Annotated in this window: 12 protein-coding genes; 7 read left to right on the top strand and 5 right to left on the bottom strand. The window is 34.6% G+C overall.

The window, feature by feature from the left end; translation table 11 throughout:
* Positions 1-8 precede the first annotated feature (8 nt).
* From H593_RS0101430 to panC, 3 genes are read right to left on the bottom strand one after another with little or no spacing between them, the layout of a single operon-like run.
* Positions 9-962 carry a lysylphosphatidylglycerol synthase transmembrane domain-containing protein gene (locus H593_RS0101430; protein WP_028870775.1) on the bottom strand — a complete coding sequence of 318 codons (954 nt, stop codon included), beginning with the start codon at positions 960-962 and terminating at the stop codon, positions 9-11.
* Positions 963-966: 4 nt separating this feature from the next.
* A complete protein-coding gene (panD, locus tag H593_RS0101425) occupies positions 967-1,317 on the bottom strand; it encodes an aspartate 1-decarboxylase (RefSeq protein ID WP_028870774.1) in 351 nt (116 codons plus the stop codon).
* A gap of 13 nt (positions 1,318-1,330) precedes the next feature.
* Positions 1,331-2,182: a pantoate--beta-alanine ligase gene (gene panC / locus H593_RS0101420; RefSeq protein WP_028870773.1), complete on the bottom strand. Its 852-nt coding sequence runs from the start codon at positions 2,180-2,182 to the stop codon at positions 1,331-1,333.
* 109 nt (positions 2,183-2,291) lie between these two features.
* Between panC and H593_RS0101415 the strand changes: the two genes are divergently transcribed.
* From H593_RS0101415 to H593_RS0101385, 7 genes are all read left to right on the top strand, one after another.
* Positions 2,292-3,101, top strand: a complete 810-nt coding sequence (locus H593_RS0101415) for a glycogen/starch synthase (RefSeq protein WP_028870772.1) — start codon at positions 2,292-2,294, stop codon at positions 3,099-3,101.
* An 11-nt stretch (positions 3,102-3,112) separates the two neighbouring features.
* On the top strand, positions 3,113-4,759 hold the full coding sequence (gene bamH, locus H593_RS0101410) for a BamH family beta-barrel-assembly machinery protein (RefSeq protein WP_028870771.1): 1,647 nt from the start codon (positions 3,113-3,115) through the stop codon (positions 4,757-4,759).
* A 5-nt stretch (positions 4,760-4,764) separates the two neighbouring features.
* Positions 4,765-6,612 (top strand): glutamine--fructose-6-phosphate transaminase (isomerizing), encoded by a 1,848-nt coding sequence (gene glmS / locus H593_RS0101405; RefSeq protein WP_028870770.1) that lies wholly within the window; start codon positions 4,765-4,767, stop codon positions 6,610-6,612.
* Between the two features lie 198 nt (positions 6,613-6,810).
* Positions 6,811-9,585, top strand: a complete 2,775-nt coding sequence (locus tag H593_RS0101400; protein WP_028870769.1) for a TonB-dependent receptor — start codon at positions 6,811-6,813, stop codon at positions 9,583-9,585.
* A gap of 11 nt (positions 9,586-9,596) precedes the next feature.
* Positions 9,597-11,186, top strand: a complete 1,590-nt coding sequence (locus H593_RS0101395; RefSeq protein WP_028870768.1) for an SGNH/GDSL hydrolase family protein — start codon at positions 9,597-9,599, stop codon at positions 11,184-11,186.
* Positions 11,187-11,361: 175 nt separating this feature from the next.
* Complete coding sequence (gene atpD, locus H593_RS0101390; RefSeq protein WP_028870767.1) at positions 11,362-12,870, top strand: F0F1 ATP synthase subunit beta; 1,509 nt, start codon at positions 11,362-11,364, stop codon at positions 12,868-12,870.
* A 78-nt stretch (positions 12,871-12,948) separates the two neighbouring features.
* Positions 12,949-13,224 (top strand): FoF1 ATP synthase subunit delta/epsilon, encoded by a 276-nt coding sequence (locus tag H593_RS0101385; RefSeq protein ID WP_028870766.1) that lies wholly within the window; start codon positions 12,949-12,951, stop codon positions 13,222-13,224.
* Positions 13,225-13,700: 476 nt separating this feature from the next.
* On the opposite strand, the gene H593_RS0101375 is transcribed toward H593_RS0101385, so the two are convergent.
* Both H593_RS0101375 and H593_RS0101370 read right to left on the bottom strand, forming a co-directional pair.
* On the bottom strand, positions 13,701-14,141 hold the full coding sequence (locus H593_RS0101375; protein ID WP_028870765.1) for a LexA family protein: 441 nt from the start codon (positions 14,139-14,141) through the stop codon (positions 13,701-13,703).
* Positions 14,142-14,285: 144 nt separating this feature from the next.
* Positions 14,286-14,492, bottom strand: a complete 207-nt coding sequence (locus tag H593_RS0101370; protein ID WP_028870764.1) for a helix-turn-helix domain-containing protein — start codon at positions 14,490-14,492, stop codon at positions 14,286-14,288.
* Positions 14,493-14,494: the final 2 nt, after the last annotated feature.

Genomic DNA, 14,494 nt, shown 5'->3' with positions numbered 1-14,494 from the left:
GTAAAAAATTATTTAGTTCTATTGTAGATTGGTAAATATATAAACGATAAACTTCCAGCAATGATAACCATAATTGTTTGTGAGGACCACATAATCCAACCAAAAGCGAAGCTTGGATCTTTAGCAATTCCAAAAACTGTAAATGCAGCCATAACTGCTACTGGATACACAAAGATGCCTCCATTAGTCGCTGCAATTGTAAAACTTGCTGAAATAAAAGCTACTAATATTGCACCAATACTTACATTATTTAAATCAGGTAATGCAAAAGTTGTAACGTAAAACATCAAGACATACATTCCCCAAATAAATAAGGTATGCGCAATAAACGCCCATTTATGTTTCATCTTAAAAATACTTAACATCCCTTCCATTAAGCCTTTGAGAAATGTTTTAACTTTTATGGCAAATTTAGATTGGCTTCTATTTATAAATAAAAAAACGAGGATCAATATAAGGCCTCCAACCGACCCAAATAATATGAGTTTATTAGGTTGAAATGCCCTTTGAAGAAGTTCCACTATGAAATCAAATTCCAAAATCAATGTCATTGTTATAATCCCTAACATGACTAACAGGTCTGCTATTCGCTCTGCTACTATCGTCCCAAAACTCTTTTCAAAAGGGACGTCCTCATAATTTGTAAGTACAGCAGCTCTCAAAACTTCTCCAGATCTTGGAATTCCGTAATTCGCTAAATAAGTAATAAAAACGGCCATGACACTATTTGGTAATTTTATTTGATACCCCATTGGCTCCAAAAGATATTTCCAACGATAAGCTCTTGATAAATGACTTAGTAATCCAAAGAAAACGCCTAAAGCAATCCACCAATAATTTGCTGATTTAATAAAAGGGATTATTGTTGAGAGTGGTAATTTAGAAAATGTATACCACCCAAAGAATACTGCTAAAGCTAGCGGAATTATTAACCTTAGACTTTTTTTAAGCTTAGGACTCAAAAGCTTATTTTAAGAGATTATTAGCTTCATTTGGGAACACTAGAGAAGGTTTAAACACTTTAGCCTCTTCAATATCCATAAACGCATAAGTGATTAAAATAAGTGTATCACCAACTGCTACCTTACGAGCAGCTGCTCCATTCAATGTGATTTCTCCACTATTTCGTGGCCCAGGAATACAATATGTTTCTAAACGCTCACCATTATCATTGTTAACGATTTGAACTTTCTCACCTTGAATTATATTTGCAGCTTCCATTAAATCCTCATCAATAGTAATACTACCAATGTAATTTAACTCTGCACCTGTAACTTTTACTCGGTGAATTTTAGATTTTACTACTTGAATTTGCATGAGGTAAAGATAATTAATTTAGTGCGATATTATCTATTAGTCTAATATCATCTGCATACACAGCAATAAATGCTCTATATGATTTTTGGTTTGTTTTTCGTTTAACGGTTTTTAGAGTACTAATATTTGCGATAATAAAATATTCTAGGGTCAATAAATCATGTCCGGCAAATTGTTTAGTCACCCACTCTGTCAATTTATCGGCACTTTTTGTGCCAAATTTATCTTTAGCAGCTTTTAACGTTTTATACACAAAAGGCGCAGCCTTACGATATTCTGGTTTTAATCTCAAATTGCGAGAACTCATTGCCAAACCATCTTTGGCCCTATATATCTTACAACCAACAACCTTAACTGGTATGTTATACTTCTCTACTAACTTCTTAATAATCATAAGCTGCTGAAAGTCTTTTTCTCCAAAGTAAGCCTTGTCAGGTCTCACTATTTCAAAAAGCCTTTTAACCACTGTACCAACACCATCAAAATGGCCATCTCTAAAACGTCCTTCCATTTCATGTTCTAATCCATCATATGAAAAAGACGTTGATATGACATTATTACCATAAATATCGTCCACTGAAGGTGCATATACTATGACTTTCTCTTCGGAAATCGTCTCAAGTAACTCAACATCACTATCTAAAGTTCTTGGATATTTTACCAAATCTTCTTGATTATCAAATTGAGTAGGATTCACGAAAATACTGACTACTACAACATCATTCTCATCCAAGCCTTTTCTAATTAATGAAGCATGACCTTGGTGCAATGCTCCCATAGTAGGAAGAAATCCAAGTGTTTTCTTTTCACATTTTAGTGCATCGACATGCGCGATTAATTCTTTTTTATTTTCAAAAATATTCATATAGTAACAAAAGTTTAACAGCCTGCAAACTTAATATTTTACTGGCAATTTGCATAAATTTTTGTACTTTTGCCTGTTTTTTACTTTTAATTCCAAAAACGAAAGATTTATGAAAGATAAGAGAATATTGTATGTGTCATCTGAGGTTGTACCATATTTACCAGAAACAGAGATTTCTTCAATGTCATTTGAAGCTCCAAAAATGGTAAACAAACAAGGAGGGCAAATACGAATATTTATGCCTCGTTATGGAAACATCAATGAAAGACGGCATCAGCTCCATGAAGTGATACGATTATCTGGTATTAATTTAGTAATAAACGACCTAGATATGCCTTTGATTATTAAAGTAGCTTCTATTCCGAAGGAAAGAATACAAGTATACTTTATAGACAACGAAGAGTACTTCAAAAGAAAAGCAACATTAACTGACGAAGAAGGAAAGCTGTTTAGCGACAATGACGAACGTGCAATCTTCTTTGCAAAAGGGGTTATTGAAACAGTAAAAAAATTAAATTGGTCTCCAGACATTATCCATGTTAATGGATGGTTAGCATCTTTATTACCGCTATACTTGAAAGAATTCTATAAAAACGAACCTTTATTTACTGAAAGTAAAATTGTAACGTCTGTATACAATCAAAGCTTTGAAGGAACGTTAGATAAGAACATGATTAGTAAAGTTAAATTTGATAACATAGACGACAGTAAGATTAAAGATTTAGAGAAACCAACCTACAATAATCTCATGAAAATTGCGATTGATAATTCTGATGCTCTTATTAGAGGCTCAGACGAATTACCAAAAGAATTAAATGAGTATTTAGATGCGTCTGAAAAACCTGTCTTAGATTATTTTCCAATTGAAGATTTCGCTGAGCATTATACAGAATTCTACAAAACAAAAGTTTTAGATTAGAAAACAAGTTTATGAAAAAAATAAAAATTGCCTTAAGAAATTTAACATTACTAACCCTCTTGTTAAGCTCCTTTATTGCTTGCGACAAAGATTTTGCCAATATCGACTCAGATATTATCAATAATGATAATGCTACACATTTTGAAACAGGTTCAAGAAAATTTGATGTTATAGCCTATACTAAAGCTTTAGAGCCTATTCAAACCAATGCCCTGCCTCTAAATCTTTTAGGTGTTTATACAGAGGATCCAGGTTCGAATTATGGTCGTAGTACAGCGAGCTTTGTGTCACAAATACGTGGCAACACTACTGATCCAGATTTTGGCACAAACCCAATTATTGATTCTGTAGTCCTTACAGTACCTTACTTTAGCACACCTACGGGTGTTGACTCTAATGGTCGAACGGAATTTAACTTAGACTCTATATTTGGAAATTCACCAATAAATCTTTCAATTTACGAAAGCAATTATTTTTTAAGAGATTTTGATCCTAATGCGCCAGAACTTGGCAGTCCACAAAACTACTATGCTAATAAATCGACAGGTTCAAACCTAATTAGCAACGAACAATTGGAAGGTCAATTATTATATCAAAACACAAACTTTAAAGCAGATCCAATACAAATTATTCTAACTGAAGGTGAAGACGAAATAGAAGCGAGACTATCGCCTGCTATGAGAATCAAATTTGATGATGTTATAGTACAGCAATTCTGGCAAGAAAAAATTATTGATATGGCTGGTCAAACAGAATTAAGTAATATCAATAATTTTAATGATTATTTTAGAGGTATTTACTTTAAAGCAGAACCAAATATCACTGATGATCCTGGTCAACTAATGCTTTTAAATATGACCTCTAATTCATCCAGTATAATTATTTACTACACAAAAGATGCATTCACAGAAGGTGCCGATAGAGTTAAGACAGCATATACATTCAACTTTACAGGAAACAGAGTCAACTTTATCGCAAACGATTTTACAATTTCTAATGGAAATGAAACTACGGGAGATGAAAATTTATTTTTAAAAGGTGGCCAGGGTTCTATCGCAGAAATAAAACTATTTGGTGGCGATGATTTAGATTCAGATAATTTGACAGATAATACCTTTGAATTGTTTAAAAAGGAATTTGTAGAAACTGATGATAATGGGAATTTTATTAGTTCAAAAAAACTAATTAATGAGGCTAATCTTATTTTTTACGTTAATCAAAATGAGGTTAACGAAGGTGAACCCAATCGTATCTACATATATGATATGAATAACAATATTGCTTTAGCAGATTATTTCTTTGATACTGCAAATACAATATTTCCAGAATTCTCAAGAAGCAATCATTTAGTTCCCTTAGAAAGAGAGGACAATGAAGCTACGGGAGATGGCATTAGATATAAAATTAGAATAACAGAACATCTTAATAATTTAATTCTTAGAGACTCTACAAATGTGAAACTTGGCTTATCCGTTTCTGTAAATGTTAATCTTGAAGGGGCCTCAGTACAATACGATTTACTCAATGATAATGATGATGATAAAGTCCCGGTAAGTTCAATATTAACCCCTAGAGGGACTGTTTTGTATGGTAATAATACCTTAGAAGAAGAAAAAAAATTATATTTAGAAGTATTTTTCACCGAACCTAACAACTAAAAAATATGTGTGGAATAGTTGGCTATATTGGTCATAGAGAAGCTTACCCAATAATTCTAAAAGGATTAAAACGTTTAGAGTATAGAGGTTATGATAGTGCAGGTATTGCTATTTATGATGGTAATGACATTAAATTATCCAAGACTAAAGGCAAAGTTGCTGATTTAGAAGAGAGGCTTGAAAAAGAAATCTCTACTAATGGCACATTAGGAATCGGACACACGCGATGGGCAACCCATGGTGTACCAAATGATGTTAATTCACACCCACACTATTCAAATTCTGGAGATTTAGTAATTATTCATAATGGCATCATAGAAAATTATGAGTCTCTAAAAAAAGAATTAATTAAACGAGGATACACTTTTAAGTCTGACACAGACACCGAAGTTCTAGTTAATTTAATTGAAGACGTTAAGAAAAAAGAAAACATAAAATTAGGCAAAGCAGTACAAATTGCACTAAACCAAGTTGTTGGCGCCTACGCAATTGCCGTGTTTGACAAAAATAAGCCAAATGAAATTGTAGTCGCTAGACTTGGAAGCCCTCTTGCCATAGGTGTTGGAAAAGATGAGTTTTTTATTGCCAGCGATGCATCTCCTTTTATTGAGTATACAAAAAATGCTATTTATCTAGAAGATGAAGAAATGGCTATTGTACGTCGACATAAAGGCGTTAAAATAAGAAAAATTAAAGATGATTCTCTAGTTGCTCCTTACATCCAAGAGCTTCAATTAAATCTTGAGCAAATCGAAAAAGGCGGCTATGATCACTTTATGCTTAAAGAGATTTACGAGCAGCCTAGAGCTATTTTAGATACTTTTAGAGGACGGTTATTATCAAACGAAGGGATCATAAAGATGGCAGGCGTTGAAGATAACATGAAAAAATTCCTTAATGCAAATAGAATTGTTGTAGTTGCTTGCGGTACATCATGGCACGCTGGTTTAGTTTCAGAATATATTTTTGAAAACTTAGCTCGAATTCCTGTTGAAGTTGAATACGCATCAGAGTTTAGATATAGAAACCCAGTCATTAATGAAAATGACGTAGTTATAGCCATCTCTCAATCTGGTGAAACAGCAGATACACTTGCGGCTATAAAACTTGCTAAATCTAAAGGTGCATTTGTTTTTGGTGTTTGTAATGTAGTAGGATCTTCAATTGCTAGAGAGACCCACGCAGGTGCATATACACATGCAGGACCAGAAATTGGAGTTGCTTCGACTAAGGCATTTACAACTCAAATCACAGTATTAACATTAATTGCTCTGCGTTTAGCAAGAGCAAAAGGAACGCTTTCAAGTTCAGATTATAGACATCATTTAATAGAATTAGAGCTCATACCAGATAAAGTTAAAATTGCTCTTGAGTCTGATGCATATGTCAAAACTATTGCAGACATATACAAAAATGCTAAAAACTTCTTATATCTTGGAAGAGGCTATAATTTCCCTGTAGCCCTCGAAGGGGCTTTAAAACTTAAAGAAATTTCTTATATTCATGCAGAAGGTTATCCTGCTGCAGAAATGAAGCATGGTCCTATTGCATTAATTGATGAAAACATGCCAATAGTCGTAATCGCTACAAAAAAGGGGCACTACGAAAAAGTAGTAAGTAATATTCAAGAAATTAAATCTAGATCTGGTAAAATAATTGGTATAGTTACTGCTGGCGATGAACAAGTAAAAAATCTAGCAGATCATGTTATTGAAGTTCCAGAGACTATAGAGTGTCTAACGCCTTTATTAACCACAATCCCGCTTCAACTTTTATCATATCATATAGCGCTTATGCTCGGCAGAAATGTAGATCAACCTCGCAATCTAGCAAAAGCAGTTACAGTAGAATAGAGAAATTCTTAACTGTGTTAAAAATAAAGCTGAAAATGTGAATTACGCATTTTCAGCTTTTATTTTTTATCAATTACTCAACAATCACCTCCGTTTTCTGTTAAAAATTACTATGCACGCATAATTTTTTCATTTTTTTTAATTAGACTGTCATAATTATATATATATTGCTCTTATAAAATTAACTAATTCCCTAAAATGAAGACAATTTTCAAAATTATGATGCTGTTTTTTTGCGCTTTAACTTTTGCGCAATCAACGACAGTGAAAGGTAAAGTCATCGACAATAATGGTATTCCATTACCAGGTGCAAATATTATTGTAGTAGGAACCACAACAGGTACAATTACAGATTTTGATGGTAATTACACCTTAGTTGTAAATCAAGCGCCTCCATTCACTATAGCAGTGAGTAGCGTTGGTTTTGAAAGCATCAGCAAAGATGTGACTACAAATCCACAAACCATCGATATCATAATGATGGAAGGAACATCTCTTGATGAAATCGTTATTTCTGCTTCTAGAACTCCAGAACGTATTTTTGAATCTCCTGTTACAGTAGAGCGTTTTGGTATTAAAGAAATTCGAAACACGTCTTCACCATCGTTCTTTGACGGTATTGAGAACTTAAAAGGTGTCGATATGAATACTAGTAGTTTAACCTTTAAATCGGTTAACACTAGAGGTTTTGCTGCTTTTTCTAATACGCGTTTTATGCAATTGGTTGATGGTATGGACAACTCTTCTCCTGCCTTAAACTTTGCTTTAGGAAACTTATTAGGAATGTCTGAACTAGACATTAACAGTGTTGAATTACTACCAGGTGCATCTTCTGCCTTATATGGAGCGAATGCTTTTAATGGTATTATGTTTATGACTAGTAAAAATCCATTTGATGATCAAGGTGTTAGTTTTTATGCAAAAACAGGAATAACGTCTAGTGATAATGCAGGTGACAATAATTTCGTAGATGCAGGCATCAGAGTTGCCAAAGCATTCTCTGATAAATTTGCAGCTAAGGCTTCTGTATCTTTTCTTAACGGAACAGAATGGTATGCTACGGACCAAACCGATTTTGCAAATCCTGGCCAAACAAGATTAGACCCATCATACGATGGTTTAAATACTTACGGTGATGAAGTATCCACGTCTTTAGACTTTGATGAAATCGCAGCGGGCGTGTTACCTATTCCTGTATTGACTGATTATGGTGCTGAAACTGTAAGCAGAACAGGATATGCGGAACGTGATTTGATGAACTATGAAGCTGAAAGTTTAAAAGCAGATTTCTCTTTACATTTTAAACCTTGGGCTGATGACTTTGAAATTATTTTAAACTCTAAAATTGGTAGAGGAAATACAATATATCAAGGTGCAAATAGATATGCGATACAAGACTTTTTTATGCAACAACATAAATTAGAAATAAAAAATGATAATTTCTTTGCAAGAGTCTATACCACAGCAGAAAAAGCAGGGAACTCTTATGACACTCGTTTAACAGGTGTTAATATGAATAGATTATGGAAAGGAGACACACAGTGGTTTAGAGACTATGCTGGTGGATTTATTGGTAATCTAGCTGGACAAGGGGTTTTTGGAACTCCAACAGAAGCTCAAATAGATGCTGCACATATAGCAGCTAGAGGTGCTGCAGATACAGGACGTCTTATTCCTGGAACTCCAGAGTTTAATGAAGCTTTTGATACCGTAACCTCCGATGGAGATGTAACAACAGGTTCTAAATTCGTTGATAATTCTAAGCTTTATCATGCTGACGTTAACTATAATCTTGGTCATTTAATAGATTTTGCAGAGATTCAAGTAGGAGGGTCTTGGAGACAGTATTCATTGAACTCTGGAGGAACTATTTACACAGATACTGATGGCCCTATTGAATACAGCGAATTTGGTGCCTATACACAAATACAGAAAAAATTAATGGATGACAGACTAAAACTTACAGGATCTGTAAGATATGACAAGTCTGAATTTTTCGATGGTTTCGTATCCCCTAGAGCATCTTTTAACTATACCGCTGATCAAAACGATAACCATAACATTCGCGGGTCTTTTCAAACAGGGTTTAGAAACCCAACGACACAAGATTTATTTATTGGACTTGACGGCGGACGTGCTATATTAGTTGGTTCTTCTCCTGATAACTTAAATCGCTATACTGCAACAAGTTCAGAATTAAGTACCGCAGGACAAGATATAGTGGGATCAAACACGGTACAACTTAATGGTGGAGATGCCTATTCTAATGCATTTAGTTTAGCCTCAGTAAACGCTGGAGCTCCTGAATCTGCCGATGTTGACTTAGTAAAACCAGAACAAGTTACAGCCTATGAGGTCGGATATAGAGGTAAAGTCAACAGATTTGTAATCGACATGAGTGTTTACTACAATGCTTATCAAGACTTTATCTCAAATAAAACGGTATTAACACCGCTTTATGGAGAAGTTGGAGATAACTCTTTGTCATTGTTAGCATTACAAAATGGTGATGTTCAGGCGTATCAAACCTACACAAATACCGATGCTGATATTAATTCATATGGAGCATCTATCGGTGTTGAAACTAGAATCTTAAATGGTTTTGATGTTGGTTTAAGTTATACCTATGCTAAATTAGATTTTGATCAATCAGAAGATCCTGATTTTGAAACGAGTTTTAACACGCCTGAGCATAAAGTAAAAGCCTCTTTTGGTAAAAACAATGTGGTAAAAAACTTTGGATTCAATATCAACTGGAGATGGAATGATACTTTTTTATGGGAATCTACATTTGCTGATGGTATTTTACCTGCGAGAAACATTATAGACGCACAAATAAACTTAGCAGTACCATCAATTAAGTCAATTTTCAAAGTTGGTGGCGCAAATATTCTTTCACATGACTACGTAAGTGCACCAGGTGCCGGACAAGTAGGAGCACAGTACTTCGTATCATGGACTATAAATCAATAAAAAATACCACTATGAAATTAAATAATAATATATGGCTGTTAGCTCTCATTTTAATAGGCTTTACAGCATGTGAGAGTGATGATGATTCACTTTCAGACCCATTAATAGAAGATCCACAAACGGGACCAACGCCTGTTTACACAAGTGGAACGGCAGATTTCTCAACGTTTGTTGCCATAGGTAACTCTTTAACTGCAGGAGTATCTGATGGTACACTATTTAAAAGGGGACAAGACGTTTCGTTTCCTAATGTGTTATCTCAGCAATTTGCATTAGCAGGAGGAGGAACTTTTACACAACCCTTAATTGGTGACGATATAGGAGGCCTTTTATTTGGAGGTACACAAATTGCAGGGCCAAGATTAATATTTAATCCTGCAGCTCAAGCACCTGAACCAATAAATGGTACGCCAACAACGGAGGTTACATCTATAACTCCTGGCCCATATAACAACATGGGAGTTCCATCTGCAAAAAGTTTTCATTTATTAGCACCTGGATATGGAAATGTTGCTAATTTCCCAGCAGCAAACCCTTACTTTATTAGAATGGCATCTTCACCAAATGCAACAGTTTTAGAAGATGCATTAGCGCAAAACCCAACATTCTTTTCACTATGGATTGGTGCTAACGATGTCTTAGGATATGCAACTTCGGGTGCAGACGGCACAAACCCAATAACAGATCAGGCAACATTTGATGGCGCTATGACTGCAATAGTTTCTTCATTAGCTACAAGCAGTCCAAATGGTATCATTTCTAACATTCCAAATGTCACAGATGCCCCCTATTTTACAACAGTACCATTTGCACCATTAGACCCAAGTGATCCAAATTTTGGATCTCAAATTCCAACATTGAACGGTATCTTTGGACAATTAAATCAAGTATTTGCCTTTTTAGGAGTACCTGAGCGTTCTATCGTATTCTCTCAAACAGCAGCAAGTGCAGTGGTTATTAATGATGAAAGTTTAGCGAATTTATCTGCTCAAATAACAGGTGTTTTAAACGCGAGTCCTACATTCCCAGCATTTGTACAATCCTTTGGATTACCAGCTGCTGCTGCTCCTATTGTAGCTAATTTATTTGGAGTTGTCTATGGTCAAGCAAGACAAGCTAATGCTAACGATTTATTAGTACTGCCAAGTCGATCTACGATTGGTACAGTTAACGAGGCACAATCTACTTTTCTACAAACTTCAGGGTTACCAGAAGCACTAGCAAATCAATTTTCAGTAGAGGGTGTATCATTACCTTTAGAAGATAAATGGGTTGTTATTCCTACTGAACTTGTTGAAATTCAAAATGCTACAGCTGCATTTAATCAAACCATAAGTAATTTGGCAACGCAATTTGATTTGGCCTTTTTTGATGTGAATACGTTCTTTAATGGTGTTGCTACGAATGGATTCCAATCGGGAAGTGCATTCTTGACTGCCGATTATGTTACAGGAGGAACATTTTCATTAGATGGATTTCATCCATCACCTAGAGGATATTCTTTGGTTGTTAATCAAATGATTGGTCTTATTAATACAAAATATGGTTCAAATTTACCAACGGTAAATTCTGTTGATTATACGGGTGTATACTTAGACTAACTATAGTTTTAATTCCTACAAAACGCCATCTTTATAAACTTAATAAAGGTGGCGTTTTTTTATACTGAAAAAAGCTAAAAAATAGACTTTAGTTTTAAATTAAAAAATATATCTTTGCAGCGCGAAAAACGTATGTTTTTTCCATTGAAATATCTAAACATTAAACACATAAGTAATGTCAAAAGTTACAGGTAAAGTTGCACAAATAGTAGGTCCAGTTATCGATGTTGCATTCGAAGCAGGCTCTGAACTTCCAAAAATCTACGATTCTTTAGAAATCAAAAAAGCAGATGGTACTCTTTTAGTACTTGAAGTACAATCTCACATTGGTGAAGATACTGTGCGCACAATCGCTATGGATTCTTCTGATGGTTTAAGTAGAGGAACAGAAGTTACTACAACTGGGACTCCTATTCAAATGCCAATTGGTGGAGATATCTACGGGCGTCTTTTCAACGTCATTGGTGACCCAATCGATGGTCTTGGAGATTTACCAAAAACTGGCGATCACGGGCTACCAATTCACAGACAAGCACCTAAATTTGAAGATTTATCGACATCCACAGAAGTGTTATTTACGGGTATCAAAGTTATCGATTTAATTGAGCCCTATGCAAAAGGTGGTAAAATTGGTTTATTTGGTGGTGCTGGTGTAGGTAAAACGGTACTCATCCAAGAGTTAATAAACAACATTGCAAAAGGACACGGTGGACTTTCTGTATTTGCTGGTGTAGGTGAACGTACTCGTGAGGGTAATGATTTACTTCGTGAAATGTTAGAATCTGGAATTATCAAATATGGTGATGACTTTATGCATTCTATGGAAGAAGGCGGATGGGATTTATCCAAAGTTGATAAAGAAGTTATGAAAGACTCAAAAGCAACTTTCGTATTTGGACAAATGAATGAGCCTCCTGGAGCTCGTGCTCGTGTAGCACTTTCAGGATTAACTATAGCCGAATATTTTCGTGATGGCGCTGGTGAAGGACAAGGAAAAGATGTACTTTTCTTCGTAGATAATATCTTCCGTTTTACACAAGCTGGATCTGAGGTATCTGCATTATTAGGTCGTATGCCTTCTGCGGTAGGTTACCAACCTACATTAGCAACCGAGATGGGTGCGATGCAAGAACGTATTACATCAACTAAAAAAGGATCTATTACGTCTGTTCAAGCGGTTTACGTGCCTGCAGATGATTTAACTGATCCTGCTCCTGCAACAACTTTTGCTCACCTAGATGCAACAACTGTATTGTCTCGTAAGATTGCTGAGTTAGGTATTTATCCTGCGGTAGATCCTTTAGATTCTACCTCACGTATATTAGCAGCCGATATTTTAGGTGATGAGCATTATGATTGTGCAACTCGTGTTAAGGAGCTATTACAACGTTATAAAGAACTACAAGATATTATTGCCATCTTAGGTATGGAAGAATTATCTGAAGAAGATAAAATGGCGGTAAACCGTGCACGTCGTGTACAACGTTTCTTATCGCAACCTTTTCACGTCGCAGAGCAGTTTACGGGTCTTAAAGGTGTTTTAGTTGATATTAAAGAAACTATTAAAGGATTTAACATGATTATGGATGGTGAATTAGATCACTTACCAGAAGCAGCGTTTAACCTTAAAGGAACTATCGAAGAAGCTATTGAAGCTGGAGAAAAAATGTTAGCTGAGGCTTAAAAATTTTTAGTCGATAGTTGACAGTCTGCAGTTTGCAGTACTGAAAACTGAAGACTGCAAACTGAAGACTTAAAAGAAATGTACTTAGAAATTGTATCACCAGAAGCGACATTATTTAGTGGAGAAGTGACTAGTGTCATCCTTCCTGGTTTAGTCGGCGAATTTGAATTGTTAAACAATCACGCACCTGTAATCTCTTTATTAAAAGAAGGTAATGTTAAGATAAACGGTAATATCACGTTAGAAGAAACGGTTGAAAAATTATTCACTAAATCTGATAAAGGATTTTGGTTGCCAATAGTTTCTGGAACACTTGAAATGAAAGATAATAAAGTTATTGTATTAGCAGATTAGGCACTACTTAATTTATAAATAATAAAAAACACCAAACTTAATTGTTTGGTGTTTTTTTGTTTTTAATCCGGATTTAAAACAGCTATTACATGCTATTTAATCCAACGAAAGCACTATTGAATACTTCTAATTGGAAAGTATTAAAAACAGTTATAATCGTTTTAACAAAGAAGACTACAAAGACTACTAATAGAAAAAATGCAGTGACGTCTAAAGTTCTTAAAAACCGGAAATTTTTTTTAGTTGTTTCCATTTTTAGTTGAGTGGTTGGTTAATATCACCACTAAAATACTAAATTATTTTAACAAGTTATTAACTTTTGTGATATTTAGATGCTGATTTTCAATTGTTTATAATTTTATTACATCTATTAAATCCACTTTAAAATCCTTAAATAGGCTAGGCTAGCCGCTGTGATTCGTTTTATTATGAACTTCATAACGAGACGAGCCCTAGAAAGGGTATGTTACTTTAAGCTAAACTTTCTTAATTACATTGGTCACAATACCCCAAATTAAAAAGTTATTGTCTTCTGTAATATTTATAATTGGATAGCTTGGGTTTTCTGGTTGTAACCATACCTCTCCATCTGAGACACGTAACCGTTTTACGGTAAATTCTCCATCGAGAAAACATACTGCTATTTTATTATTAACAGGCTCAAGACTTCGATCGATGACCAATAAATCATTATCATCTAAACCTGCTCCAATCATAGACTGTCCGCTTACTCGTGCGTAAAAGGTGGTCTCTTTATTTTTAACAAGTTCTTCATCTAAAGATAAATGTTGCTCATGAAGATCTTCTGCTGGTGATGGAAAACCTGCAGAAATTCCTGCATCAAATAATTGTGCTGCTGCCCCTTCAATAATTTCTGGAGTGAAAAACGTTAAACTTCCTGATTTGTCTGATGCCATTTTACTATAATACTATTGCTGAATTTCAAGTTATATCTTAGTCCTATTCATATTAAAAGATACTGTTATTTATGCGAACACTAACGTGAATATACAACAAACGTTCTAAATTTTGAGTCTCTATTATAGTTGAATTGTTAAAATTTATTCCTGCGTATATTCTAAAATATCTGATGGCTGGCAATCCAAAGCTTCACAAATAGCTTCCAAAGTAGAAAACCGAACAGCCTTAGCTTTACCTGATTTTAAGATAGAAAGATTGGCTGTGGTTATACCAATAATTTCTGCCAAGTCTTTACTTTTCATTTTACGCTTGGTAAGCATTACATCAAGATTAACTACTATGGGCATAC

Origin of the sequence: Psychroserpens burtonensis DSM 12212 (assembly GCF_000425305.1) — a bacterium.
Classification (GTDB): domain Bacteria; phylum Bacteroidota; class Bacteroidia; order Flavobacteriales; family Flavobacteriaceae; genus Psychroserpens; species Psychroserpens burtonensis.
Note: the sequence above shows the minus strand (reverse complement) of the source record. Positions and strands in the feature narration are given on the sequence as shown.

Coding starts and splice junctions, on each gene's coding strand:
- atpD (WP_028870767.1), top strand. CDS start 11,362: ATGTCAAAAGTTACAGGTAAAGTTGCACAAATAGTAGGTCCAGTTATC.
- panD (WP_028870774.1), bottom strand. CDS start 1,317: ATGCAAATTCAAGTAGTAAAATCTAAAATTCACCGAGTAAAAGTTACA.
- H593_RS0101400 (WP_028870769.1), top strand. CDS start 6,811: ATGAAGACAATTTTCAAAATTATGATGCTGTTTTTTTGCGCTTTAACT.
- H593_RS0101370 (WP_028870764.1), bottom strand. CDS start 14,492: ATGCCCATAGTAGTTAATCTTGATGTAATGCTTACCAAGCGTAAAATG.
- bamH (WP_028870771.1), top strand. CDS start 3,113: ATGAAAAAAATAAAAATTGCCTTAAGAAATTTAACATTACTAACCCTC.
- glmS (WP_028870770.1), top strand. CDS start 4,765: ATGTGTGGAATAGTTGGCTATATTGGTCATAGAGAAGCTTACCCAATA.
- H593_RS0101415 (WP_028870772.1), top strand. CDS start 2,292: ATGAAAGATAAGAGAATATTGTATGTGTCATCTGAGGTTGTACCATAT.
- H593_RS0101375 (WP_028870765.1), bottom strand. CDS start 14,141: ATGGCATCAGACAAATCAGGAAGTTTAACGTTTTTCACTCCAGAAATT.
- H593_RS0101395 (WP_028870768.1), top strand. CDS start 9,597: ATGAAATTAAATAATAATATATGGCTGTTAGCTCTCATTTTAATAGGC.
- panC (WP_028870773.1), bottom strand. CDS start 2,182: ATGAATATTTTTGAAAATAAAAAAGAATTAATCGCGCATGTCGATGCA.
- H593_RS0101385 (WP_028870766.1), top strand. CDS start 12,949: ATGTACTTAGAAATTGTATCACCAGAAGCGACATTATTTAGTGGAGAA.